Origin of the sequence: Arthrobacter sp. NicSoilB8, assembly GCF_019977355.1 — a bacterium.
In the GTDB taxonomy this organism is placed as follows: Bacteria; Actinomycetota; Actinomycetes; order Actinomycetales; family Micrococcaceae; genus Arthrobacter.
Map to the genome: position 1 here is coordinate 2,022,049 of NZ_AP024655.1, position 23,217 is coordinate 2,045,265.

The 23,217-nt window shown below is 61.3% G+C and carries 19 protein-coding genes and 2 pseudogenes; 13 read left to right on the plus strand and 8 right to left on the minus strand.

From position 1 onward, the window contains the following. The first annotated feature begins 128 nt into the window (after positions 1–128). From LDO15_RS08985 to LDO15_RS09000, 4 genes are all read left to right on the plus strand, one after another. Entirely contained in the window at positions 129–1,829 is a 1,701-nt protein-coding gene (locus tag LDO15_RS08985) for an NAD(P)/FAD-dependent oxidoreductase (protein ID WP_223986149.1), read from the plus strand. A gap of 394 nt (positions 1,830–2,223) precedes the next feature. Next, the gene (locus LDO15_RS08990) at positions 2,224–2,973 is read left to right on the plus strand and encodes an SDR family NAD(P)-dependent oxidoreductase (RefSeq protein ID WP_223986152.1); all 750 of its coding nucleotides are present in this window, start codon (positions 2,224–2,226) and stop codon (positions 2,971–2,973) included. 75 nt (positions 2,974–3,048) lie between these two features. After that, entirely contained in the window at positions 3,049–3,588 is a 540-nt protein-coding gene (locus tag LDO15_RS08995; protein ID WP_223986155.1) for a flavin reductase family protein, read from the plus strand. A gap of 35 nt (positions 3,589–3,623) precedes the next feature. Then, positions 3,624–4,166 carry an NUDIX domain-containing protein gene (locus LDO15_RS09000; RefSeq protein ID WP_223986158.1) on the plus strand — a complete coding sequence of 181 codons (543 nt, stop codon included), beginning with the start codon at positions 3,624–3,626 and terminating at the stop codon, positions 4,164–4,166. Here the strand turns inward: LDO15_RS09000 and LDO15_RS09005 are convergent. Next, the gene (locus tag LDO15_RS09005; protein ID WP_223986161.1) at positions 4,154–4,504 is read right to left on the minus strand and encodes a helix-turn-helix domain-containing protein; all 351 of its coding nucleotides are present in this window, start codon (positions 4,502–4,504) and stop codon (positions 4,154–4,156) included. The genes LDO15_RS09000 and LDO15_RS09005 overlap by 13 nt on opposite strands. 146 nt (positions 4,505–4,650) lie before the next feature. On the opposite strand from LDO15_RS09005, the gene LDO15_RS09010 reads away from it, so the two are divergent. The 3 genes and pseudogenes from LDO15_RS09010 (at position 4,651) to LDO15_RS09020 (ending at position 7,534) form a co-directional block, all read left to right on the plus strand. Beyond that, complete coding sequence (locus tag LDO15_RS09010) at positions 4,651–5,373, plus strand: NADPH-dependent F420 reductase (protein ID WP_223987228.1); 723 nt, start codon at positions 4,651–4,653, stop codon at positions 5,371–5,373. 503 nt (positions 5,374–5,876) lie between these two features. Further along, positions 5,877–7,072: pseudogene (locus LDO15_RS09015) on the plus strand (IS481 family transposase). A 3-nt stretch (positions 7,073–7,075) separates the two neighbouring features. Then, positions 7,076–7,534, plus strand: a complete 459-nt coding sequence (locus LDO15_RS09020; protein ID WP_223986164.1) for a nuclear transport factor 2 family protein — start codon at positions 7,076–7,078, stop codon at positions 7,532–7,534. 95 nt (positions 7,535–7,629) lie between these two features. On the opposite strand, the gene LDO15_RS09025 is transcribed toward LDO15_RS09020, so the two are convergent. From LDO15_RS09025 to LDO15_RS09040, 4 genes are all read right to left on the minus strand, one after another. Further along, positions 7,630–9,132, minus strand: a complete 1,503-nt coding sequence (locus LDO15_RS09025; RefSeq protein ID WP_223986167.1) for an NAD-dependent succinate-semialdehyde dehydrogenase — start codon at positions 9,130–9,132, stop codon at positions 7,630–7,632. 101 nt (positions 9,133–9,233) lie between these two features. Next, positions 9,234–10,916, minus strand: coding sequence for a thiamine pyrophosphate-dependent enzyme (locus LDO15_RS09030; RefSeq protein WP_223986170.1), 1,683 nt, complete (start codon positions 10,914–10,916; stop codon positions 9,234–9,236). Positions 10,917–11,040: 124 nt separating this feature from the next. Then, positions 11,041–12,354, minus strand: a complete 1,314-nt coding sequence (locus LDO15_RS09035; RefSeq protein ID WP_223986172.1) for a dihydrolipoamide acetyltransferase family protein — start codon at positions 12,352–12,354, stop codon at positions 11,041–11,043. A 26-nt stretch (positions 12,355–12,380) separates the two neighbouring features. Next, entirely contained in the window at positions 12,381–14,579 is a 2,199-nt protein-coding gene (locus LDO15_RS09040; RefSeq protein WP_346655987.1) for a thiamine pyrophosphate-dependent enzyme, read from the minus strand. A 167-nt stretch (positions 14,580–14,746) separates the two neighbouring features. Between LDO15_RS09040 and LDO15_RS09045 the strand changes: the two genes are divergently transcribed. Both LDO15_RS09045 and LDO15_RS09050 read left to right on the plus strand, forming a co-directional pair. Next, positions 14,747–15,424 carry a GntR family transcriptional regulator gene (locus LDO15_RS09045; protein ID WP_223986178.1) on the plus strand — a complete coding sequence of 226 codons (678 nt, stop codon included), beginning with the start codon at positions 14,747–14,749 and terminating at the stop codon, positions 15,422–15,424. Beyond that, a complete protein-coding gene (locus LDO15_RS09050; RefSeq protein ID WP_223986181.1) occupies positions 15,390–15,995 on the plus strand; it encodes a VOC family protein in 606 nt (201 codons plus the stop codon). The genes LDO15_RS09045 and LDO15_RS09050 overlap by 35 nt, the downstream gene beginning before the upstream one ends. Positions 15,996–16,423: 428 nt before the next feature. On the opposite strand, the gene LDO15_RS09055 is transcribed toward LDO15_RS09050, so the two are convergent. Both LDO15_RS09055 and LDO15_RS09060 read right to left on the minus strand, forming a co-directional pair. Next, positions 16,424–16,819: a hypothetical protein gene (locus LDO15_RS09055; RefSeq protein WP_223986184.1), complete on the minus strand. Its 396-nt coding sequence runs from the start codon at positions 16,817–16,819 to the stop codon at positions 16,424–16,426. 67 nt (positions 16,820–16,886) lie between these two features. After that, positions 16,887–17,276, minus strand: coding sequence for a MerR family transcriptional regulator (locus LDO15_RS09060; protein WP_223986187.1), 390 nt, complete (start codon positions 17,274–17,276; stop codon positions 16,887–16,889). Between the two features lie 404 nt (positions 17,277–17,680). Between LDO15_RS09060 and LDO15_RS09065 the strand changes: the two genes are divergently transcribed. The 3 genes from LDO15_RS09065 to LDO15_RS09075 all read left to right on the plus strand — a co-directional run bounded on the left by LDO15_RS09065 (position 17,681) and on the right by LDO15_RS09075 (position 20,997). Next, positions 17,681–18,898: an MFS transporter gene (locus LDO15_RS09065; protein ID WP_223986190.1), complete on the plus strand. Its 1,218-nt coding sequence runs from the start codon at positions 17,681–17,683 to the stop codon at positions 18,896–18,898. A 334-nt stretch (positions 18,899–19,232) separates the two neighbouring features. Continuing rightward, the gene (locus LDO15_RS09070; RefSeq protein ID WP_223986193.1) at positions 19,233–19,418 is read left to right on the plus strand and encodes a hypothetical protein; all 186 of its coding nucleotides are present in this window, start codon (positions 19,233–19,235) and stop codon (positions 19,416–19,418) included. Between the two features lie 118 nt (positions 19,419–19,536). Beyond that, the gene (locus LDO15_RS09075; protein ID WP_223986196.1) at positions 19,537–20,997 is read left to right on the plus strand and encodes an MFS transporter; all 1,461 of its coding nucleotides are present in this window, start codon (positions 19,537–19,539) and stop codon (positions 20,995–20,997) included. A 273-nt stretch (positions 20,998–21,270) separates the two neighbouring features. On the opposite strand, the gene LDO15_RS09080 is transcribed toward LDO15_RS09075, so the two are convergent. Beyond that, on the minus strand, positions 21,271–22,305 hold the full coding sequence (locus LDO15_RS09080) for a DUF4192 domain-containing protein (protein ID WP_223986200.1): 1,035 nt from the start codon (positions 22,303–22,305) through the stop codon (positions 21,271–21,273). A 471-nt stretch (positions 22,306–22,776) separates the two neighbouring features. Between LDO15_RS09080 and LDO15_RS09085 the strand changes: the two are divergent. Beyond that, a pseudogene (locus tag LDO15_RS09085) lies at positions 22,777–23,190 on the plus strand (zinc-binding dehydrogenase). Positions 23,191–23,217 lie beyond the last annotated feature (27 nt).

The following is a 23,217-nucleotide window of genomic DNA, read 5'->3' on the forward strand; positions in this document are numbered from 1 at the left end:
AAGCCGACGCACTGACATCAAAGGAGATCCGGTGGGCTTTTCAAACGTACGAAATCAGGATGGGTCGTTCCATCCAACGAGTGGTGACGCCAGTGACCAGTGAAGACGCGCGTCCAGGGAGCGAAGTCATGTCAAACAACCACATCCAGAACCCCACGGGCGAGACTGAGGAATACTCCGTCGTCGTGATCGGCGCGGGCATGGGGGGCATTTACGCCCTCCACAGGTTTGCGGAGCTGGGACACGACGTACACGGCTTCGAGGGAGCAGACGGCGTCGGCGGCGTGTGGTATCACAATGCCTACCCTGGTGCCCGGGTGGACTTGGAGAGCCACAGCTACGCCTTCATGTTCGATCCCGAGCTCTACGCGGGATGGGACTGGAGCGAGCGATACGCCGCACAACCCGAAATTTTGCGGTACCTCAACTATGTCGCCGATCGCCTCGAAGTGCGTCGCAACCTCTCGCTGAGCACCTGGGTGACTTCCGCCGATTGGCACCCCAACGAGAACAAGTACCTCGTTAAGACCAATACCGGCCGGACGGTTTGGGCCCGCTATCTTGTCATGGCGACGGGACAGCTCTCCAAGCCGCGGAAGCCGGACTTCCCCGGCCTCGATGATTTCGAGGGGGAGTGGTATCAAACCGCCCATTGGCCTCAAACCCCCGTTGAGATTGCCGGCAAGCGCGTGGCCCTCATAGGAACAGGATCTTCGGGTGTGCAGGCTGCCACTGAGATCGCCAAGACCGCCGGGCACCTCTATGTCCTGCAGCGGACCCCAAACTACTCGATACCTGCACACAATGGGCCGGCGGACAGGAGGAAGAAGGCCCGGCTCAATAAGAAAGCTCTGCAACTGCGTGACGAGTCATACAATTCCCCAGTCGGCTACGTCATGCAGGGCTTTGCCGGTAAGGCTTCAGACTTCTCCGAGGAACAGCAGCAGCAGATTCTCGAGTCGAGATGGGCGTTCGGGGGCCAGACCCTGCTGGGGACCTTCTCCGACCAGGGGACGAACATCGATGTCAACAACGTCGTCGCCGAGTTCGTCCGCGGCAAGATCCGCGACATGATCGACGATCCCGAGACCGCCGAGAAGTTGATGCCGACCGCTTACCCGATCGGCATCCGTCGGCTCTGCATCGACACCGGGTACTACCCGATCTTCAATCAAAGCAATGTCAGTCTCGTTGACCTGAGAAGTGATCCGGTCGAGCGCATCACCAAGACTGGCATTAAGACCCGGAACAATGAGTTCGACGTTGACCTCATCGTCTTTGCACTCGGCTTCGAGGCCTTTACGGGCGCCCTCGACCAGGCCAACGTACGCAATGAGCACGGCCAGCAGCCGAGCGACCGGTGGAAACATAAGCCGCAGACTCATTTGGGGGTCATGACGCATGGATTCCCGAACCTGTTTATGCTCACCGGCGCGCAGAGCCCCAGTGTGCTTGCAAACTTCTTCGTGGGGAACAACCAGCACGTCGATTTTGTCGCGGACATCATTGCGCACGCTGAAAAGAAGGGCGCGGTCCGCATTGAGGCCAGCCTAGAGGCGGAGCAGGAGTGGGGTGACCACTGCAATGAGATCGCGGAGCCGCTCTTGCGGCGAGCCGTGGACAACTACATGGTCCACGTCAACAAATACGACGGCTCCCGCTATTTCATTCCGTATGCGGGTGGCTTCGACAAATACGTCAAGAAGGTCGAAGAAGTTGTCTCCGACGACTACCGCGGCTTCGTGTTCACGAAGGCCTCCGGACCTGGCAATGCATTGCAAACCGCAGATGAAAGCCGGAGCCGTGATGCGGTTCTCACGGCAAAGTAAATAGACAGCCAAGGTGCTCCCCGCAGGCCGGACTGGTCATCCAGTTCCGGCTTCCGGGGAGCACTTTTATTCCTGCGTGCGACGTGTCCGCCGAAGTGCGGCGCAAGGGTTTCTGGCGTGCCCTCAAGAGAGGACATAGTTTGGCGCGGTTTCATTCCTTGTTGGCGCCGATGGCCATGCCGGTGCAGCGCCACCCGGACATAGCGTTGATTGTGGCGAAGTCAGCAGAGAAAGCCTACGCACTGAGATCAAAGGAGATCCGGTGAGCTTCCCAGTCCAAGACCCTCATCCGGCCGCCGACGCTAGGCCGCCAAAGGCGAGGCCAGCTCGCGCCGGTGGGCATGCCTTCAACTACCGGGAATGCCCCACGACTAAAGGACATGAAGGAATAATGATGAGCAACGTACTCGAAGGCAAGACCGCAATAGTCACCGGTGCCGGCTCCGGGATGGGTTTGGCAACTGCCCGCCTGTTTCATCAGCACGGCGCAAACATCGTCTTGGCGGATTTTTCCGGGGCACAGGAGAAAACGGCTGTGGAGCTCGGAGACCGCACGGTACCGATCCAGGCTGACATTTCAAAAGCGGCAGACGCGAAGGCCATGGTGAGCCTGGCCATCAGCGAATTCGGTGGACTCGACATTCTGTGCAATATCGCGGGCGCAAATGCTCCGATGGTGCAGCACCATGAGGCGCTGGAGTCCGACTTCGACAAGATGATCAACGTGAATCTCCGAGGTGCTTTCCTCACGATGAAGTTTGCCATTCCGGCGATGCTGGAGCGCGGCGGGGGATCGATAGTCAATGTGGCTTCAGCCGCAGCCTTGATGGGAACGCCTCTTTACGGCAGCTACAGTGCTGCCAAGACCGGCCTCCTTGGACTGACCCGTACCATCGCCCTTGAATACGCTGCGCAGAACATCCGCGCCAACTCCATCTGCCCTGGACCCATTAGGACTCCAATGATGGATGAAGCACTCGCGGAAAACCCCGCTGCCGCCGACTACCTCATCAATATGGTGCCTGCACGTCGTGTCGGGACCGCAGAAGAAATCGCGAATGCCGTCCTATTCCTCGCCAGTGAGCAGTCTTCTTACATTACCGGCGTCGCACTGCCAATCGACGGCGGCCAGACCGCTGCATAACTGTCCGGCCGTATTCGGTCCGGGAGTGGTCGCAGGGCGATCACTCCCAATCGCGCACCGAGAGGAAGAAAACTAATGACCCAAAAATTCATGACGCGGCCGAAGGTGAGTGCATTCGGCAACGACCCTTTGGTGGTGCGAAGCACGTTCGCGCAATTTCCGTCGGGCGTGGCGGTGCTCGCAGTCGAAGCCGGCGACGAGAAGCACGCGCTCGTCGCGTCCTCGTTCATGGTTGGAGTGTCGCTCGAACCGTGCCTCGTCGCGGTCGCTGTGCAGAAGTCGTCGGAGACATGGGAACAGATCAAGGATGCTGCCACACTCGGAGTCTCGATCTTTGGCAAGGGCCAGGGACATCTGACCCGCAAGCTCGCAGGCAAGGACCGTGCTGCACGCTTTGAGCAGGTGGCCATTGATGTCGGCGAGGACGGGGCAGTGTTCATAGAAGACGCGGCGTTGTGGCTCGAGTGCTCGGTCCATGAGGTTTCAGAGGCCGGCGATCACTGGATGGCGCTGCTTGAGGTGAAGAAGCTCGGAGTCGGCGAAAACGAGCCGCTCATTTGGCACGGTGCCAAGTTCCGCGAGCTTGCCAACGCTCAGTCGATCGACGTCGTGTAGCGGACTGAGCGGTTGCTGCCCGTTGGAAGGAAAATATGAGCGCCATTGATGCGGCGTCCGGCGTCGGGTTTCCCTCGCGCGCTGCGCATGACATCCCTGCGGACCGTACCGTGATAGCGGCCGTCGTCCAGTGGCGGGACAAAATTGCCCTATTCAGAAGGAGCGGAAACCTTGGCCACGACAGTGGCCTTTGGCACTGCATTACCGGTTTTATGGAAGCCGGTGCCACGCCTGAACAGCAGACCCTGGAAGAGTTGTCTGAAGAAACCGGTCTGCAAACCAAAGATCTCCTGGGACTCCTGCCGGGACCGGACTTGGTGGTGGCCGACTCTTTGGGGAATCCGTGGCTCATCCACACTTTCACTGCCTTGACGTCCCGCCGGCGGCTCAAGATCAACTGGGAAAACGACGCCTACCGGTGGACCGCTCCACATAAGGCCAAGCGTTTCGCTAACCGGGTGGCCTGGCTGGACAACGTGCTCGATGCAACCGGCCACGTCCCGGGTATCGTTTCGGCGCGTGAACCTGGGGCAGTTCCGGGATGGAGCCTGGGTGCCGCTCCACGTCAGGAGGCCTGACGATCCCCGCGGTTGTAGTGGGCCGCCTCCTGGAGGATCAGTTTCAGCAGGCCGGGGAAGCGGGTTTCCAGGTCATCGCTGCGCAGCCGGCTCATGCGGCGGACACCGACGTCGTGCTGATGGATCACGCCCGCTTCACGAAGCACCCGAAAGTGGCGGGTTCCGGCGGACTTTGTTACTGGCAGGGCAAAGTCAGTGCACGGGATGTCATCGCTGCTGTCAGCCAGCTGGATGACGATCCCCAGCCGCACGGGGTCAGTCATGGCCGCCATCAGGCGGAACAAGTCCAGTTCGCTAACGTCAGGGTGGGTCAGGGGGGTGGAGGTTCGGCTGGCCATGTGCCCATTCTATCCGCAATGGCTCCTATGTTTACGTTGATGCGAACATAGGATAGCGTTGAGAACTGGCCCACCAATGAAGTGCGTGCCACACAACGGGCCGCCGCTCAGGTTCCCCGCCCCCATCCACGACTCTCAAATTAGGAATAGATATGTCCACCCTTGGAATCATTGGCACCGGGAACATTGGTGCTGCCATCGCTCGTCTGGCCGTGAATGCCGGCATCGCTGTAGTGCTGTCCAATTCCCGTGGTCCGGAGACCCTCGCCAGCCTCGTCTCAGAGTTGGGACCCCTCGCTGCCGCCGGCACCATCGAACAGTCTGCAGCGGCCGGAGACGTAGTTGTGTTGTCCGTGCCGCTGACGGCGCACACCGCCGTTCCTGCATCTCTGCTGGAAGGGAAGGCGGTACTCGACACGACCAACTACTACCCGTTCCGGGACGGAAGGGTTGCTGAGCTCGACGAGGAGAGGCTGACAACGAGCGAGCTCGTCCTACGGCACTTCCAGGGAGCCGGGCTGACCAAGGCCTTCAACAACATCCTGGCGCACCACATTCCCCAGCTGGCGCGCCCCTCGGGCGCAACCGATCGCACCGCCCTTCCCGTTGCGGGCGATGACATCTCTGCCAAGACCAAAGTAATGAGCCTCATCGAGCAACTGGGTTTCGATGCAGTGGACGCGGGTACGTTGGCTGAGAGCTGGCGTTTCGAGCCGGAAGCCACTGCCTACACAAGACTTTACCTGGCGGACTCCTCAACCCCGGACGAACGCATGCTCGAAGCTCCCGCCGCACCTGTGCCCGCTGAGCGGCTGCGCGACGCACTGAAGCGGGCCGAACCGGTGCGGGTTGCCGCGCGCACCTTCTAAAACGGTTCCAGCTTGCTGGCCTTAGGGTAAAGCCTTTGACGGCGGCACTAAGGCCAGCGGGGCATACAGGCTCTTGCGAAGTGCCAATGGAGGCGGTCCCGGTGCCCCGCGCCTGGCGTTGCTTCTTAACTGCATGGCGCCCAAGATGCTACCCGTCCAGCAACTCCTGCTTCTAGCCTTGTTTCTAACGAGGGCAGCAAAGAAGCTGCCTGGCGTTTGAAGTAGAAAGTCTGGATATATGTCCCTCACAGATGCTCAACTGACTGAGTTGTATGACAAGCAAGCCCTCCACGACAACCTGATGCTGTACGCGAGGGGCGCGGACCGGCATGACCGCGAGCTGATGAAGTCTACCTACTGGCCCGATGTTGAGTCTCATGACTTAATGGACATTTCTGTCTCAGGACATCGTGGACAGTGTGTCTCAGGACATCGTGGACACTCGGGCCGGTTTTGCTCGGATCATGAGCAAAATGCAGCCCGATATCAAGATCCGGCACTTGGTGGCGACATGGCCTGACGACGCTGAGAGGGGTGCGGTCACACAGTTCTGCCGACGTCATAAGGTGTCCCGGGCCTGGTTTTACAAGATCCGGGCCGCGGCTGCAGCCGTGGGTCCGATCAAGGCCCTGGAAACGGCCTCGACCAGGCCAACTACCAGCCCGGCTAGGATCGACAACTCATTGGCGCAGCTGGCTCTCTCGACGCGGGAGTCCCTCAAGAGCCTCGGCTTTGATCATGGACCGCTGAGCGTCGCTGCCAAACTGCGGCGCCAAGGGGTCCAGCCGCCATCACGTGCCACCCTGGCCCGGATCTTCACCCGGGCCGGGGCTGTGGTCCCGGAACCGAGGAAGAAACCGCGCAGCGCCTACCAAAGATTCGTCTATCCGGAACCCAACGGATGCTGGCAGATCGACTCCACGCAGTGGCTGCTGGCCGGCGGAACCAAGGTGGCCATTTTCCAGCTCATCGATGATCATTCCCGCCTGGCACTGGCATCTTTGGTCGCAGACGCAGAGACATCCGAGGCGGCCATCCAGGTGGTGCGAGTAGCTATCGATCGCCACGGAGTGCCCCAAAAGTTCCTGTCGGACAACGGGGCAGCGTTCAATCCCACCCGGAGGGGCCGCACCGGCGCCCTGGTGGAATACCTCAAAACCCTCGGCGTCGAGCCGATCACCGGCAAACCCTACAAACCCACCACCCAGGGCAAGAACGAACGCTTCCACCGAACCCTCCACACCTACCTGAACCGCCATGCCCAAGCCGCGACCATCGAGGAACTGCAGGCCCGTGTCGATGTCTTCGACACCTACTACAACACCGAAAGGGAGCATCAGGCGCTGCCGCCCGGCACAACCCCGGCCGAGGCCTGGAACGCCACCGCGACAGCCCTGCCGCCCGAACCCCCGACGCCCGAGACCCGCAAACCCACCCCGCGCCAGAGCGTGCAACGGAAGGTAGGGCGTCAGGGCGAAGTCACGGTCATCGGGATGCACTTCTACATCGGTACGAGCCACGCAGGCCAACAGGTCCATGTCCTCTACGACGACGCAACCATCATGTTCTTCGACGCCCGGGGAACGGAAATCATCAGCCACCCGCGCCCGCCCAAAGGAACCGTCTACATCGGCCTCAGCGGCCCGGCCGAGCAACCGTCCACGAAGTCCTGAGACACGAACTGTCCACGATCAGTTGAGACATGAAGTGTCAACGATGTGATGAGACATCACACACCTACTGGCCCGATTCATTTGATAATCACGGCGGCTACGTTGGAAACGGCCAGGAGTGGGCTGATGCTGCCATGACCTGGCACGACAAGATCCATAGCTGCAGCCACCACATTTCCAATGTCCTGTCGGAGATTGACGGCACCCGGGCAAAGCGCGAGAGCATGTTTGTCTGTGTTGTCCCGTTCAAGGACCCCGAGGTAACCATGTTCCAGGCCGGCCGCTACCGCGACTTGTGTGAGAAGCGCGATGGCGTGTGGAAAATCCTTCATCGGACGTGCATCTGGGACTGGATCGACGTCCGGCCCGTCAACTCGGACTGGGACATTGTGAATGTCCCTCGAGTCTCGCACTGGGGAGCGTGGCATCCTGAGGACCCGATCTACAAGGACTGGGTGGACAGCCCGGCGACGGAATTCTGCCGGTAGCCCTACACCTGCAGCGGCATGCGTTCCTGAGCTAACAGTGAAGCGCCTGCCGGCCCCATTTACGGGGCCGGCAGGCGCTTCACTGTTATGCGGGGCTAGTTCGCGTAGGGGTCCGCGATGCCGATGTATTGGGTGGTGGTGTATTCCGCGATGCCTTCGGTCCCGCCTTCGCGGCCAAGGCCTGACTGCTTGACGCCGCCGAAGGGTGCTGCGGCGTTGGAAATGACGCCCGCGTTGAATCCGACCATGCCGAACTCAATCTGCTCGGCAACGCGCAGGAGCAGGTTGAAGTCCCGGCTGTAGAGGTAGGAAGCGAGGCCGTATTCGGTGGCGTTGGCGAGCCGGATGGCGTCTTCCTCGGTTTTGAAGGTGGTGACGGGGGCGACGGGACCGAAGATCTCCTGGCCCAGGATCACCGCGTCGTTGGGCACGTTAGCCAGGACTGTGGGCTGGTAGAAGTACCCGGGACCGTCCACCGGTGCGCCGCCGGTGACGGCGGTGGCTCCGGCGTCGACGGCGGCACTCACCAGAGCGTGCACGTCCTCTCTTGCGCCGGCATCGATGAGCGGACCGACCTGGGTATCGGGTGCGGTGCCGCGGCCGGTAGCGAGGGCGCCCATGGCAGCGGCGAACTTGGCAGTGAACTCGGCTGCGACGGATTCCTGGACCAGGAACCGGTTGGCGGCGGTGCAGGCTTCGCCCATGTTTCGCATTTTGGCGGCCATGGCACCTTCGACGGCTTTATCAAGGTCGGCGTCCTCGAACACGATGAAGGGGGCGTTCCCGCCCAGTTCCATGGAGGTGCGCAGCACGTTCTGCGCCGCGTCGGCCATCAGGCGTTTGCCGACCGGGGTGGAGCCCGTGAAGGAAACCTTACGCAACCGCGGGTCGGCGAGCAGGGGCCCGGAAATGCCGGAGGCGGATGAGGAGGGGACGACGTTGAGGACTCCGGCGGGCAGCCCGGCGTCGAGCATGGTCTGCGCGAAGTACTGGGCGGTGAGCGGTGTGAGTTTGGCGGGTTTGAGGACCATGGTGCAGCCGGCTGCGACGGCGGGGGCTACTTTTCGGGTGGCCATGGCCAGGGGGAAGTTCCAGGGGGTGATGAGCAGGCAGGGGCCGACGGGTTTGTGCTGGACCAGGATCTTGTTCTTGCCCTCGGGGGTGGTGAGGTAGCGGCCGTAGTCGCGGGCGGTTTCTTCGGAGAACCAGCGCAGGAACTCGGCGCCGTAGGTGACTTCGCCGCGGGCCTCGGCCAGGGGCTTGCCCATTTCCAGGGTCATCAGCAGGGCGAAGTCCTCGGCCCGCTCGGTGACCAGGTCAAAAGCGCGGCGCAGGATCTCGGCCCGCATCCGCGGCGCGGTGCGCGCCCAGGAGGCCTGGGCCTTGTCGGCGGCGTCCAGGGCGGCGAGGGCGTCCTCGCTCGTCGCGGAGGCGAGGGTGGCGAGCACCTCACCGGTGGCGGGGTCGTGCACGTCGAATGTGCCGCCGTCGGACGCCTCACGCCACTGCCCGTCAATCAAAAGGCCGGTAGGAACAGCGGCGAGCAAGGCAGCTTCACGTTCGGTTGAAACGGCAGGGTAAAGCGCGGAGACAGTCATAAAGGGAAGTCCTTAGCAGGTATAGGGGTTCGGCAGGCACAACCACCGTGGGTGGGTTTCGACAGGCTCAACCACCGGGTCGGAGGGCGGTGGGGGGTGGGTTAGTAGGCTTTGACCCGCTGCTCAACCACCAAATGGATGAGCGCGAAGACGCGGTCCTCGTCGATGGCTCTCAGCGCCGCTGTGATAGCGGCAAGAATGTCAGCATCGCGTTCCACCTTGATGCCGACACCCCCAAAGGCCTGTGCCATGAGCGCGAACTCCGGGTTTTTCAATTGGGTGCCCGAAACACGTTCGGGGTAATGCCGTTCTTGATGTGTGCGGATGGTCCCGTACTCCTGGTTGTCCATCACGATGACCAGAGGGGTGGCGCCGTATTGGGCCGCGGTGGCCAGTTCCTGGCCGTTCATGAGGAATTCCCCGTCTCCGGCGATCGTCACCACGCGCCTGCCGGGGTATTCCAATGAAGCGGCGATAGCGGACGGTACCGAGTAGCCCATGGAGCCGTTGCGGGCACTGATCATCGAGGCGTAGCGCTGGGTGGGAAAGTAGCGGTGGGCCCAGTTCGTGTGCTCGCCTGCGCCCAGTGTGATCATGGCGTCATGCGGGAGGGTGGGGACGAGGTTGGCCATCAGGGTGTCCATGCGAGCTGGACCATCGGACGGCGTCGCTGAGGGAAGGGCGGCGAAGGCAACCTGCTCCGCACGCATCTTTGCCGTCCAACTCTTCCACTCATCTTTGACGGGAAGCTCGATCTTCGCGAGGTCGCGGACGAATACATCTGGCTTGGCGACAATTTGGTACGAGACGGGTCCCGAGCGGCCACGAAGCGATGGGTCGATAGTGACCAGGAAGTTCTTTTTTGACCAGTCCTGGCGGCAAAGAAATCCATCGGTAATCACGTCACCAGGGACTGTGCCCACAAAAACCAGCAGGTCAGTTTCTTCGAGCAGGTCATAGGTGGGCCGCGGACGGCCATAGCCTATGGGGCCAACGTAAGAGGGGGAATCAAACGGGATGGTGCCCTCGGTGCGCCACTCGGCCGCTGCAGGAATGTGGTGCTTCTCCAGCCAGCGTGTGAGCTGATCCGCCCCTTCTTGCGTCCAGTCATTGCCGCCGGTGACGAACAATGGCTTGCTTGATGCGGCCAGGGCATCGGCCAGCGCGGCCGCGTCCACGGTGGTCATTCCACCGGTGGCGACCGGGATGGGTGGATGGAGTTCGGCGGGGATCTGCTGGCGGATAACGTCTTCGGGCAGGCCGACGACGACAGGGCCGGGCCGTCCGCTCATCGCCGCGAACAGGGCTTCCGCGACGATTTCGGAAGCGCGTGCGGCGTGGTCCAGGACCATCACGCGCTTCGCGCCGGTATCGAACCAGGCTTTGATATCGAATTCCTGGAAGGCCTCGCGGTCCCTATGGGCGAAGGGGATCAGCCCCACGAACAGAACCATGGGGGTGGAGTCCTGCCACGCGGTGTGCAGTCCAACGTGGGCATTGGCAGCGCCGGGACCACGGGTAACCATCGCAATGCCGGGCAGCTGGTTCATCTTCCCGTCAGCCTCTGCCATGTACGTCGCTCCACCCTCGTGGCGGCACACGATGGTTTCGATGGGCGAGTCGTGGAGTCCGTCAAGAACGTCAAGGAAGCTCTCGCCCGGCACCACATGGGCCCGCTTGATGCCATGGGCGGCCAGCGTATCAACGATGACGTGGCCAGCGGACTTGAGGGATGGCAGCGGGTCCCCTGGCAACTCGTCTTGCTCGGCTGTTACTTGAGTCATGGATAAAACCTTTTCGCTGGATGCCGCGTCTTTGCGCAACAGGAATTCAGTTGGTCACTGACCCGGGCCGCAGGATGGGGGCCCGGGTCACCAGAAGGACGCGGGCTGGCCGGCCTGGCTGGAATTAAAGGAGAATGCTGAGCGGGTTCTCTATGCGGGTCTTGAACGCGCCCAGCAATTGGGCTGCCACCGCGCCGTCGATAACACGGTGGTCCGCGGAGAGAGTACAGCTCATGACCGTGGCAACTGCCAACTGGCCGGAGCGCACCACCGGGCGCTGCTCTGCAGCCCCGACGGCCAGGATCCCTGCCTGGGGTGGGTTGAGGATGGCCGAGAACTCCCGTGTTCCGTACATTCCCAGGTTCGTGAGGCTGAAGGACCCGCCGTCGAGTTCTTGCTGCCGGATCCGGCCGGCGCCGGCACGTTCTTTGTAGTCACCCATGGTTCTGCCCAGGGAGCTGAGGGAGAGGTTTTCCAAGCCGCGGACCACCGGTGTCAGCAGGCCGTCTGTCGTCGCGATGGCCACTGAGACATCGACGGTGGAATAGCGGCGGATGGCGCCTCCTTGCCATGACGCGTTTGCGGCGGGCACGTCTACAAGGGCACCTCCCAGGGCTTTCAGGACAAGATCATTGACGGTTGCCTTCTGGCCCGCAGGGAGGGAGTCCTGGTTAATTTGCTTGCGTAAAGCCAGGAGGGCGTCCATTTCGACGTCGATTGAGACATAGAAATGGGGAACGGTCGTCTTCGACTCGGTCAGCCGCCGTGCGATGGCCTTGCGCATGCCTGAGAGCGGTACGTCCTGGAAGTTTTGCATGCCCGCCGTCTGCGACAAAGCCGTTGAGGCAGCGGGGAGGAGTTCTTCCGCCTTGGGGACGGGCTGCGGGCCTGCTGCTTGTTGCCTTCCGGCAGCTTCAACATCTCCGCGCAGGATCCTGCCGTTGGGTCCGGAGCCCGCCAAGGCTGAAAGGTCGATGCCCATTTCCTTTGCGAGCTTTCGGGCCAGGGGTGACCCGAATATGCGCGAGTCCCGTCCTTGAGCATTACGGGACGGTTCCTGGCTGGCGTCCGGAGCCGCAGGCCGCGTATCCCGCCGGGTTGTCGGTGCTTCAGTGTCCTCCGGCACGGGATGCTCTGCAAGGCTGTGCGCGGCGCCGCCGGCGGAGGCGATCTGTTTGTCTATGGACGCGTCGTCTTCCCCCGCTTCCACGAGCACAGCAATGGGCTCACCGACACCCACGGAAGTTCCCGGCTGTATTAACAGCCTTCCGATGGTGCCCGGAAACTCAGCCTGTAGTTCAACAGTGGCCTTTTCAGTCTCAATTTCGGCGATGGGCTGTCCGGCGGCGATGGTGTCGCCTATTTTCACGAGCCAGTCCTGGAGGGCTGCCTCGGTGGCGTCTGCGACGACGGCCGGCATGGTGATGATGGTTGCCATGGTGAATATCCTTCGATGGATCCGGTTCAGGAACGGCCGAGGTTGCGGGCTATTTCGTCGAAGCCGGCAAGGACGTCGTCGATATCGGCGTTGGCGGCAGCCTCAAGGACTTTCGAGATGCTCGGCGCGGCTTCCTTGCCCGTGACCCTTTGAATGGGCTGGTCGAGGTAGTCGAAGAATCTGCGCTGGATCTCGTCGGACAGCCAGCCACCATACGAGGTGCCGCGGGCACCCTGCTCGACGATCAGGACGTTGTTGGTCTTCTGGATTGAGGCGCCGATCGTGTCCCAGTCCAGCGAGGCCCGGTCAAGCCACCGCAGATCGATGATTTCGGGATCGAGATCGAGGCGCTGCCCGGCAGCCTGAAGCGAAACACCCACCATGTTCAGGTAGCTCAGTACGGTGACGCCTTCGCCGGCCCGGCGCACGGCAGCCTTGCCAACGGGCAACTGGTAGTCGAGATTCCCCGCGGGGATGTCTCCCTTGGTCCCGTAGAGATCGACGTGCTCAAGCACCAGTACGGGGTCCTGGAGTTCCAAAGCAGTATTCATCAGCCCGATATAGTCGTGCGGTGTTGACGGCGCTACGATGCGCCAGCCCGGGTTGTTGGCAAAGATACCCGCCGGATCCATGGAATGCTGGGAGCCATAGCCGGCGCCCATTGCAACCTTGGAGCGCAGAACCACAGGCATCGCGGACTGGCCGCCGAACATGTGCCGGGCCTTGCCGATCTGGTTGAAAATCTGGTCAGCGGCGACCCAGAGGAAGTCCGAGTACATGAATTCAACGACCGGTTTGTAGCGCCCCGTCATGGACAGGCCGCCTGCCAGGCCCGCGAAGGCGTTCTCGCTGATTGGCGTACCCAGGACCCGGTCGGGATAAGCGTCCTTAAGCCCGCGGGTGGCCCCGTTAGTGCCGCCCTTGAGCCGGTGAACGTCCTCTCCCATGACCAGCACACCGGGGTCCACGTCCATCCGGCGCCCCAGTACATCTGCAATTGCATCCACGAAGCGTCGCTCCTCGGTGCCGGCGCCCGTCTGTTCCCCGGAGGTTGATCGGGTCAGGGCCGGTTCGCTCCTGATGTCGGTATCCACGGCGGCGGGATCCGGCCAGAGCACGGGGCGAATCCGGCGGGCGGCTTTGGTGCTTTCCGGATCCTTCTCCGTGATTCCGTCAACAATCCGGGTAATGTGCTCCGTGATCTGCGAGGTGAGGTCACCCAGTTGTTCGTCGGTGAGGAGTCCGCGCCGGGTCATCTCTGTGGCCAGCCTGGCCAACGGGTCGCGGTCGCGCCATTGCTTCTCCTCTTCCTTGCTTCGGTAGCCGAAGGCGCTGCCGGGGAAGGGGCCGTTCTGATGGAAATAGCGGTAGGTTTCCGCCTCGATCAGGGTGGCACCCTTGCCGGCACGCATGTGTGCCACGGCTGCTTCCTGGGCCAAGTAGACCGCGAGGGGATCCATGCCGTCCACACGCCAGGACCGGATGCCAAAACCAGGGCCACGAGCCGCGAGCCGGGGTTCACCGGTTACATCGGCAACGTGGGTGGAGACGGCGTAGAGATTGTTCTCGATGTAGAAGCACAGCGGCAGGCGCCATGCCGCCGCCAGATTCAGGGTCTCAAGCGTCGACCCGATGTTCGAGGCACCGTCACCGAAATAGGTCACGGTGACCCCCATCCCGTCTGCCTGACCGCCGTCGGCATGCACCTCTGCGTCGTGGCGCTGGGCCCAGGCATTGCCCGCGGCAAGGGGCACGCCGCCGCCGACGATGGCGTTCGTGCCTAGAGCTCCTGCCTCGAGCCACTGCAAGTGCATTGAGCCGCCCCGGCCACCACTGAATCCCGCCTTGAGGCCCAAAATTTCGGACATGGTTCGCCGGATGAACTCCGTTACCCGGTCGTCCTTTATCCCGTCCACTATCGACATGCCGTTCGGGCATAGATACGCAAGACCTTTGGCCAGGAATTGATGGTGGCCCCGGTGGGTGCCGTTGACGCCGTCAGCACCGCGCAGCGCCAGGACGGATCCCACGGCCGCTCCCTCCTGGCCAATGCTGGAGTGGGCGGGCCCGTGCACCAGGCCTTCTGCTGCCAGCTGCAGGACAACTTCCTCAAAAATCCGGATGGTGTGCATCTGCACCAGCATGGATTCGAGCAATTCCGGAGCTGCTGCGTCCCAGTCTTCTCGGGTTGTCCGCAGCTCTGTGCACTCTGTCGAGTAGGTCAAAGGCGTAATGGTTGACATCTATGGCTCCCAAGGGGCGTACGTGCAGGGCTTATGCGTTCGTCCCACCATAGGGCAGTGATTGGATCCAATGCAAGGCCAATCTGCTGTTTAGAGGCCCTTTCGTGGGTCGAATGGATCCAATCGGCCGGAGTACGTATGCTGTAGATATGGCCATCGAAGCTGTGCTGTTGAAGAAATCGGGCGCTGCAAGTCAGCGCATCGCAAATGAACTGAGTCAAAGGATTCTCGACGGACACCTTGCGCCCGGCGCGAGGATCCGCCAGGAGCAGATCGCGGAAGAGTTCGGCGTGAGCAGGCTGCCGATTCGTGAAGCGTTGCGCATTCTTGAATCGCATGGGCTCGTCACGCTGGTTGCCTCCTCCGGGGCGTGGGTCAGTTCCATGAACCTCGCTGAGTGCCAGGAGACATATCTGATCCGTGAACGCATCGAGCCGCTCGCGCTGGGGCAAGCTATCGACAGCGTCAGTGTGGAAACCATGGATCGGCTCAGCCGGCTGGCGGAGGAGATGGAGAACTGCACGGTGGTGGAGGACTTCGTCGAGCTGGACCGCGAATTCCACCTGCTAAGTTTTCAGGACGCGGGCATGCCAACCTTGTTGGAGATGGTCGAAAGGCTCTGGAACACCACGCAGCACTATCGGCGCGCGTACGTCCAGCTCATCGGCCCTGAGGGACTCGAAGACACGAATTTGGAACATCGCCTCCTCCTGGCGGCCATCCGCCGGCGCGACATCCGCTCGGCGGAGGAACTGCTGGCGATGCATGTCCGGAAGACCCGAATTGCCCTGCTTGACCACCCTGAAATTTTTGATCGCCAGAGCTAGCCAGCCGGATAAGGATATGAGCCAGGACGCTGAACATGAATCTGTTGCCCTTCAAGAAGTGCGCGGTCTGCCGGGTATACGGGGGACCGACCATATCGGATTCACTGTTCCCGACTTGGAACAGGCTCACGAATTCTTCGTCAACGTTATTGGGTGCCAGCATGTCTACTCGCTGGGGCCCTATCCGCAGGACCCCGGGTTAATGCGGACGAAGCTCAATGTCCACCCGGAGGCGACTCTGGTGGAAATTCGCTTTTACCGGTGCTTCAACGGGGCGAATTTCGAGGTCTTCAATTACTCCTCCCCGGATCAACGGCGGGAACAGCCCCGCAACAGTGACATTGGCGGTCATCACCTCGCCTTCTACGTCGAGGATCTCGACGTAGCTGTCGACTACCTCAAAGGCCAGGGGATTCGGGTACTTGGGGAACCGACCTCGAGTTCTGGAGCCAGCAAGGGCCAGCGTTGGATCTACTTCCTGGCGCCGTGGGGGATGCAATTCGAACTCGTGTCCTTTCCGCAAGGAAAAGGCTACGAATCGCAAACCGCCCTGCGGCTCTGGATGCCCTGAGGAGGAGGCCCGTGCCTACTGCAGCCTCGGGTCGAGCCCGTACTGCTCGGGGACGCCGAGGTGTGCGCGGAGGGTGGTGCCTTCGTAGTCGGAGTCCAGCAAGGCCGCTTTCCCGCTGGATCGGCACGACTTCGTCGACGAAGGTGTCGATCCCGTCCTCCTAAATGTCCACAGGCATCCAGAAACCATCGACAGCTCCCGGCCTCGAACCTGGGGCATTCCGAGGATCATGTTGCGCTCGCTAATGAGCGTTCCTTAGATGTGAAGCGGTGCAGGGACGCCATGCCGCCGGCCGAAGGCTGCGGGGAGGAGTGCGCCCGCGGGTGTTTCCAAGGCGAGGGCAATCGGGGTGCCGTCCAGGGCGATGGTGACCCCGCGCCCCCGCTGCTCGGGATCTACCAGGCGACTGGCGTATCCGTGAGGATCCCCTACAGGACGCCGGCGAAGATGCCGGGAGCGAAGCATGCGATCAAGGTCAGTGCAAAAGCTGGAGAAATGGCGACGACGAGGCTGGTCACCACATAGCCGGCGAGGGCAATGGCAAGCAGGCGGCGGCGGGGCCAGCCCATGCTTGCACCGATGATGGGGATTGCGCCGGTTAGCGAACCGATCGCGTAGACCGTTACCGTCTGCCCTGCCGCCGTCTCGGTCACCCCCATTCCGCTTCTGAGGGCGGGAAGGATCCCGGCGGGTATCGCCTCGAGCATCGTCGTCAGGAAGCCTGCTGTTGAGAGAGCGAGCAGGCTCCCCAGCGGCAGGCGTTTGGATCGTTGGGAAATCGAAGGATAGGAATGTGTTTGGGTTATGCGCCCATGATGCAACATTCACACTATTGTTAATGTCGAATCCGGGCTTGAAGCGGGCGTCCGGATGGTGGCAGGCCGGCGGCTCCTAGCCCGCGGGGACCTTTCGCGAACGCGTGGCGGCGTCGTCCAAGGCTTCGATGTAACGCGTGATCGCATCGCGGTTCTGGATGAGCAGATCGATCTTCTGCGACATCCGCTCCCGCTCATGAATCAGCAGCTCCCGAAGTTTCGGGTCGGGGTCCGCGACGACAATCTCCTGCGGTTGATCCAAGCACGGCAGGATGTCACTGATAATCCTCGTCGGAATCCCAGCGTCAATCAGGCCGCGGATTTTCTGCACCCGGTCCAGGAGATGGTCGTCATAGACGCGGTAGCCGTTGTCGAGCCGACGCGGCACGACCAGGCCCTGCTCTTCGTAATACCTCAGCATGCGTGCGGGCACGCCCGACCGCTCTGCCAATTCTCCGATACGCATGGCGCTCCTCTGTCGTCGGTCCGGCTTGACGTTAACACTAATGACAACGCTGAGAATATGCCTCGATATTTAAACACTCAAACTATGAACGTTTTGCTCTCCTTGCGAAAGTTTTTCTTGACGAGGACCCCCAGCAGAAGTACCGTCGGCATACCGACCCCGAGTTGCGAAGAAGAGAAGCTTCGGGCGGCCATCACATGCATCCCAGCCGCCTTTGGCGCTGGCACGACGCACTCAGGAGAACAATGCGGACGACGAAGTCGCAGGCCCTAACGGCTGCTGAACCGACGGCGGGGCAACACATGGCTACCACCGTTCTATCCCCGGCAACGCACACTGAGTTCGGGCCGCAGCAGAGGAAGCTGTTGCGCCGGACCATCGCCGGTAGCGCTGTAGGCAACATCATGGAGCAATACGATTTCGCTTTGTACGCATCGGCGGCCGCCCTAATCTTCGGAAAGCTGTTTTTTCCAAGTTTCGACCCGACTGTCGCCCTGCTTGCCGCGTTCACGACCCAGGCCGTTGGCTTTATTGCGCGCCCGCTCGGTAGCTTGGTAGCCGGGCATGTTGGTGACCTGCATGGTCGAAAGCGCGTCCTGGTCGCCATGCTGCTCGTCGCAGGCATTTCGACCACCGCCATCGGGCTTCTTCCGACCTACGCTGCCATCGGGATCTGGGCACCAATTTTCCTCGTCATACTGCGCTTCGTGCAGGGCTTTTCGTTTGGTGGAGAATACGGCGGCGCCATCCTAATGGTGAGCGAGACGGCTCCCCGGGAAAAGCGGGGCTTCTACACAGGGTTCATCCCGGCATCATCAGCGCTCGGCGGTCTGCTTTCGACAGTCGTACTTTTCGCTGTGAGTCTCATGCCACCGGAAACTTTCGAGGCATGGGGCTGGAGAATCCCGTTCCTGCTATCGATTATCCTCGTCGTGGCTGGCCTCATCATCCGGCTTCGGCTGAAGGAGACCCCGGTATACAAAGACGCAGAGTCGCAGGGAAAGACCACCCGTAAGCCCATCCTCGAAGTGATTAAGACCAACCCCAAGCAACTTCTCCTGGCCGCGGGGATCAGTTTCGGATTCGGCACCCTCAATTACGTCGTACTGGGGTGGTTGTTGAGCTACACCGCTGTGGACCTCAAGATTGGTGCGGGCCTGGGGCTGATTGCCCTAGTGATTGGCTATGTTTTCTACGGCATTAGTGACTGGGTGAGCTCCGCCATCTCCGATCGGGTAGGTCGACGCCCCGTCATCCTCACTGGTGGAATTGCTTACGCGGTCTGGGCATTTCCGATGTTCGCCATGGTCGACACCAAGAGTCCCGTACTCATCGTGGTTGCGATGGCCGTCTCCCTTACCCTGAGTGGCATGATTTACGGCCCGCTGGCCTCTTTGATTAGTGAGCTCTTTGCAACCAAGTTCCGCTACAGCGGTGCGTCGATGGGCTACCAGCTCGGACAGACCCTGGGCGGTGGATTCTCGCCCCTGATCGCAACCGGCCTGTATGCGGCAACTCTGGCTTCCTGGTCGGTCGCCCTCTATCTCGTCATCGCCGGGCTCATCACAGCAGCGTGCGTATTCTTCCTGACGGAAACCAAGGGACGAGACCTCACACACTGATCGTCAGCCAACTGTCGCCGACGCTGCCCGCCAGGAGCGGGCAGAGCTTGCGCCCAGAGCTGGGTCAAAGCCCAACGTGACGCGTATTCGGGTGTTGTTGGCGTGGATACCTATGTCCGGCCGGCACGGCACGCTATTAGCCTTAGTGGAGAACGAGGCTTAGCGAGAAATCCATCGCACTGCCATCAAAGCAGCGCTTTGTTGTGGGATTGACCAAGATCAAATGCCCCGCGCCGACCGTTCTGCCATAACCCGCCGTGCTCGGTTTGTAGAGCAACGTCACTATTAGAAGGTATTTCGACCGGCAATGAATTACAGTTCCGAGAATTCCATTATGTTGACAATCCAGCGGCGCTCCGAATTGGAGCAGCGACTCGATAATGCCGTTGGCAAACTGATAAAAAATGCGAAACTGCGGAAGCAGGGCATGCTGGTGACGCGCAGCGGCCCAGAGACCTTTACCGTCAGCTTGAGTGAAAAAGTACCGTACGGCACAACCATGGAGAAAATGAACTGGTAGCCGAGAAGGTCATAGAACGCAGCGGGCCACGGACACTGAGGCGGCAACTCTACTGCCGAAACGGATAAATTTGCGGGCGGCCAGCAAGAAGATGCCTCGACGGACGGAATGAGATTAAGTGACGACAGCGACTGCCGACGGAGTCGGGTTTCGGTCCCGGAGGGGCCCCATCCTTATTGCCTTAATGGTCTCGTCGGGCCTGGTGGCGATTGATTCGACGATTGTGGCGACGGCTGTACCTTCGATCGTGCATGACGTTGGCGGCTTCACATCCTTTCCATGGCTCTTCTCGGCCTATTTGTTGGCGCAGGCTGTCTCCGTTCCCGTCTACGCGAAGCTCTCGGACGTCGTAGGCCGTAAGCCGATCATCCTTAGCGGTATCGCTCTATTCCTGCTCAGTTCGATCCTTTGCGGAGTGGCGTGGAGCATGCCGGCCCTCATCACCTTCCGCGTGCTGCAGGGCCTGGGCGCGGGAGCAGTACTGCCGATGGCTATGACCATCGTCGGCGATATCTACACGGTGACGGAACGGGCTAAGGTGCAGGGCTACCTTGCCAGTGTGTGGGCACTTTCCTCGGTCATTGGCCCAACGTTAGGTGGCTTGTTCGCTTCACTCGGCATCTGGCGTGCGATATTCCTCGTGAACATCCCGCTTTGCCTCTTGGCTGGGTGGCTGCTGATCCGAACGTTCCACGAAAGTATCGAGCGCGCCAAGCACCGGGTGGATTTTTTGGGGGCGGGACTGCTAACAGTTTCCCTCAGCCTGCTTATCCTTGGGGCTCTCGAGGGCGGCCTGGCATGGGCCTGGAACTCCGCCACCAGCATGTCCGTGTTTGGAGTCGGCACGTTGCTGTTCGCGGTGTTCGTTCTCGTCGAGAGGAGGGCCGCAGAGCCTGTACTGCCGTCGTGGGTCGTGTCCCGGCGTCTGTTGTTGACGACGTCGATCATCTCTTTCGGCATTGGGGCAACCATGTTCGGCCTTACCTCCTACGTGCCCACGTTCCTCATGGGATCCCTCACGACCTCCCCCGTTCTGGCCGGGCTCGCCCTGGCGGCATTGACTGTCGGCTGGCCGATCAGTGCGTCCCAGGCGGGCAGGTTCTATCTCCGGATTGGGTATCGGAGGACGGCACTGATCGGTGTCACGGTCGCGGTCATCGGTGCATCGGTTCTTACGCTTACGGCCTCTTCCCCCAACATTTTGGTTGTGGCGGCGTGCTGTTTCATTGTCGGTCTGGGACTGGGGCTGGTAGCGACCCCGATCCTCATTGCCGCCCAGTCAAGCGTCGAGTGGAATGAGCGCGGCGTAGTCACCGGTACTAATCTCTTTGCCCGTTCGATTGGAAGCTCTATCGGCGTCGCCGTTTTCGGGGCAGTAGCTAACTCGATATACGCCGGCGCCCCCGGCGGCGATTCCGATCCCCAGACAATCGTGTCGGCGTCTGCTGCTGTGTTCATGGCCGTACTGGTCAGTGCCATACTTTCCGTTGTCGCCGTTATCGCGATGCCCGCCGAGGACGATGCGAGCGCTACTCTCGAGGCATCGGACAAGGACAATGTTGCTTCCTCACATGGTTAGGACCCCTGGCCCTATAGATCTGCGAACTTGTCCAATCGAACCGCCGCCGATGTACCGTCAGCCTACTCAACTCGAACAAACCCTGCGCTGACCTACTGTCGCGACTAGGGCGATTGAGCAGGTCAGGGCCGGGGTCACTTTGAGCTATCCACAGCTGGACGTTGGTCACCGTCGGGGTAGTTTCCTCAGAAGCAATAGCGGTGGAAGACCTAATGGAAATTGTTCCCCGTCGCACTGAAGCAGGTTGGCTCTTCGGGATAAAGGTTCGAATGCTTACGGCAGATCGAAGGGCAGTGTTTTGTAGGCGGTGTCTTTGTTCATGTTCCAGCCGGCAACGATGCCGGAGCCGATCATTTGGTCGCTGAGGCGGGCAAGGCGGTAGGCGGGGTCGGTGTCGAGGGCAAGTTGGAGGAATTGGTGGGCTTTGCTGCCTCTGCCTTCCCACCAGTTGATGTAGCCGATGGCCGTGAGGACCGGGGCTGCGTGCTCGGCGCTCGTGCGGGTGTAGGCGTGCAGCAGCAGTTGCTGGGCCCACTCGATGCGTGACCACTCCGGGGCCTGCTCGGTTTGGGCGAACAGGATTTGCTGCATGGGCTCGTCTACCCCTGGGATGTCTGCCATGAGCCGGTCGCGGATTGCCGGGAACTGCAGGTTCGCGACGAGCGCGTGACAGTCGTCGTCGCTGGGGAAGGTCTTGGAATCGAGCATGTCTGCCCAGAGTTTCCTGCCTTGCTGCAGCGCGGCGTCGGTTGTTTGGGTCCTGATGGTGTCCATGTGGTGTTCGACGGCGGCGGCCTTAGCTTCTGCCTGACCGGTGGTTGGGAGGGTGATCCGGTCGGTGGGTTCGATGAAACTGCCTCGGTAAATGAATTCGGCGTTGATCGCGCTTGTCTGGGTGGAGCTGACGGGCCGGGCGAGGCTGGTTCCGGGTTCGCCGTCGTAGGGGGAAAAGGTTTGGTCTCCGACGAGGAGTCCGTCCCGGATGGTGATGCCCTGTTCAGCGAGGACCCCGGTGAGCGCGGCGATGGTGACGGCATGGGGTTTGGCCTGTCCATGGTTGCTGGTTTCGCTGGTGTAGACGGCGAAGAGGATGGATGTGGGGTTGGTGTCGCTGGTCAGGTAGTGGGCGACGGTGCGTGCGTAGGGGAGTTCCTGCCCGGGTTGGCGGGGGAGGTCGATGCGCAGGGTCGCACCGATGCTGTTGTCGTTGAGAGTGATGCAGACCAGGCTTTCCTGGGGCCAGAAGCCGAGGGTGTGACCGATGAAACTGAGCACATCCGATGGTGTCTTGATCGTTAGCTTTTCCATGGTCCTGATTCCCTTCACCCTTTGTGTTGCCGTGTTTTTGCGTTTGTTGGTTGTGGGCGTCGTTCTGGTAGGGGACTACCCGCTGGGCTGAGGGGCTGGAGCGCAACTTGGGAACCGGCCCCGGGGCGAAAACTTCAGCTAGAGGCAGTGCTTCACCGTGCTGATGAAGAAGTTTTCGGTTCGGGGTCGGCGCGGTAGCGCCCTGGTTGCGCGGAGGACCCGCCCAGCGATCCTGGGGCATATCAGAACGACAAGCAGTGATCGAACTTCTGCCTGTCCATCGAAGCCAAAGGCCCAAGCGGCATGACCACTCACAGACACTGGGGGTTGGGAGCGCTTAGTGCTCGCCCTCTGGTCCGGAGACGGTCAGCGGCAGTGTGTTGATGATGTTCATTGCGTCGGCGCTGGCTTCCGAAATCTTCTGTTTTCACCATCACTGGGCCTGTAGGCGAGGGCTAAATCTGATTTCTGATCGCAACCGGGGAGGACGACGTCACAGCACGTCTGACGGAGTTTGCGCCCGGCGGTGTGAAGGTCGTCTTTGACCCCGTCGGTGGACCGTTGCTGACCGAACTCGCGGCGGTGATCGCGAAGTACGGCAGGATCGTCGTCTACGGCGCACTCAGCAGCGAACCCACGCAGATTCCGGCGCTGTCGCTCCTTCAGAACAGGCTCACGATCCGGGGATTTTACATGGTCGAGGTCGTCTCGGACGACGCACGGTTGGCCAAGGCCGTGGCTTTCATCACTGATGGCATCGAACACTGAGTATTGAAGCCTCCTATCGACCAAGCGTTCCCGCTGGAGCGGATCGTCGAGGCGTTCACCTACCTGGAGGACAACTCACTAGTTGGGAAAGTTGTCATCACCGTTCCCCCTGCGTAGCAAGGCATACCGCCTCTCTATTCAGGC

Coding starts and splice junctions, on each gene's coding strand:
- LDO15_RS09080 (WP_223986200.1), bottom strand. CDS start 22,305: ATGGAAAAGCTAACGATCAAGACACCATCGGATGTGCTCAGTTTCATC.
- LDO15_RS09045 (WP_223986178.1), top strand. CDS start 14,747: ATGGCCATCGAAGCTGTGCTGTTGAAGAAATCGGGCGCTGCAAGTCAG.
- LDO15_RS08985 (WP_223986149.1), top strand. CDS start 129: ATGTCAAACAACCACATCCAGAACCCCACGGGCGAGACTGAGGAATAC.
- LDO15_RS09025 (WP_223986167.1), bottom strand. CDS start 9,132: ATGACTGTCTCCGCGCTTTACCCTGCCGTTTCAACCGAACGTGAAGCT.
- LDO15_RS09000 (WP_223986158.1), top strand. CDS start 3,624: ATGAGCGCCATTGATGCGGCGTCCGGCGTCGGGTTTCCCTCGCGCGCT.
- LDO15_RS08995 (WP_223986155.1), top strand. CDS start 3,049: ATGACCCAAAAATTCATGACGCGGCCGAAGGTGAGTGCATTCGGCAAC.
- LDO15_RS09065 (WP_223986190.1), top strand. CDS start 17,681: ATGGAGCAATACGATTTCGCTTTGTACGCATCGGCGGCCGCCCTAATC.
- LDO15_RS09060 (WP_223986187.1), bottom strand. CDS start 17,276: ATGCGTATCGGAGAATTGGCAGAGCGGTCGGGCGTGCCCGCACGCATG.
- LDO15_RS09055 (WP_223986184.1), bottom strand. CDS start 16,819: ATGTTGCATCATGGGCGCATAACCCAAACACATTCCTATCCTTCGATT.
- LDO15_RS09005 (WP_223986161.1), bottom strand. CDS start 4,504: ATGGCCAGCCGAACCTCCACCCCCCTGACCCACCCTGACGTTAGCGAA.
- LDO15_RS09070 (WP_223986193.1), top strand. CDS start 19,233: ATGTTGACAATCCAGCGGCGCTCCGAATTGGAGCAGCGACTCGATAAT.
- LDO15_RS08990 (WP_223986152.1), top strand. CDS start 2,224: ATGAGCAACGTACTCGAAGGCAAGACCGCAATAGTCACCGGTGCCGGC.
- LDO15_RS09030 (WP_223986170.1), bottom strand. CDS start 10,916: ATGACTCAAGTAACAGCCGAGCAAGACGAGTTGCCAGGGGACCCGCTG.
- LDO15_RS09035 (WP_223986172.1), bottom strand. CDS start 12,354: ATGGCAACCATCATCACCATGCCGGCCGTCGTCGCAGACGCCACCGAG.
- LDO15_RS09020 (WP_223986164.1), top strand. CDS start 7,076: ATGAAGTGTCAACGATGTGATGAGACATCACACACCTACTGGCCCGAT.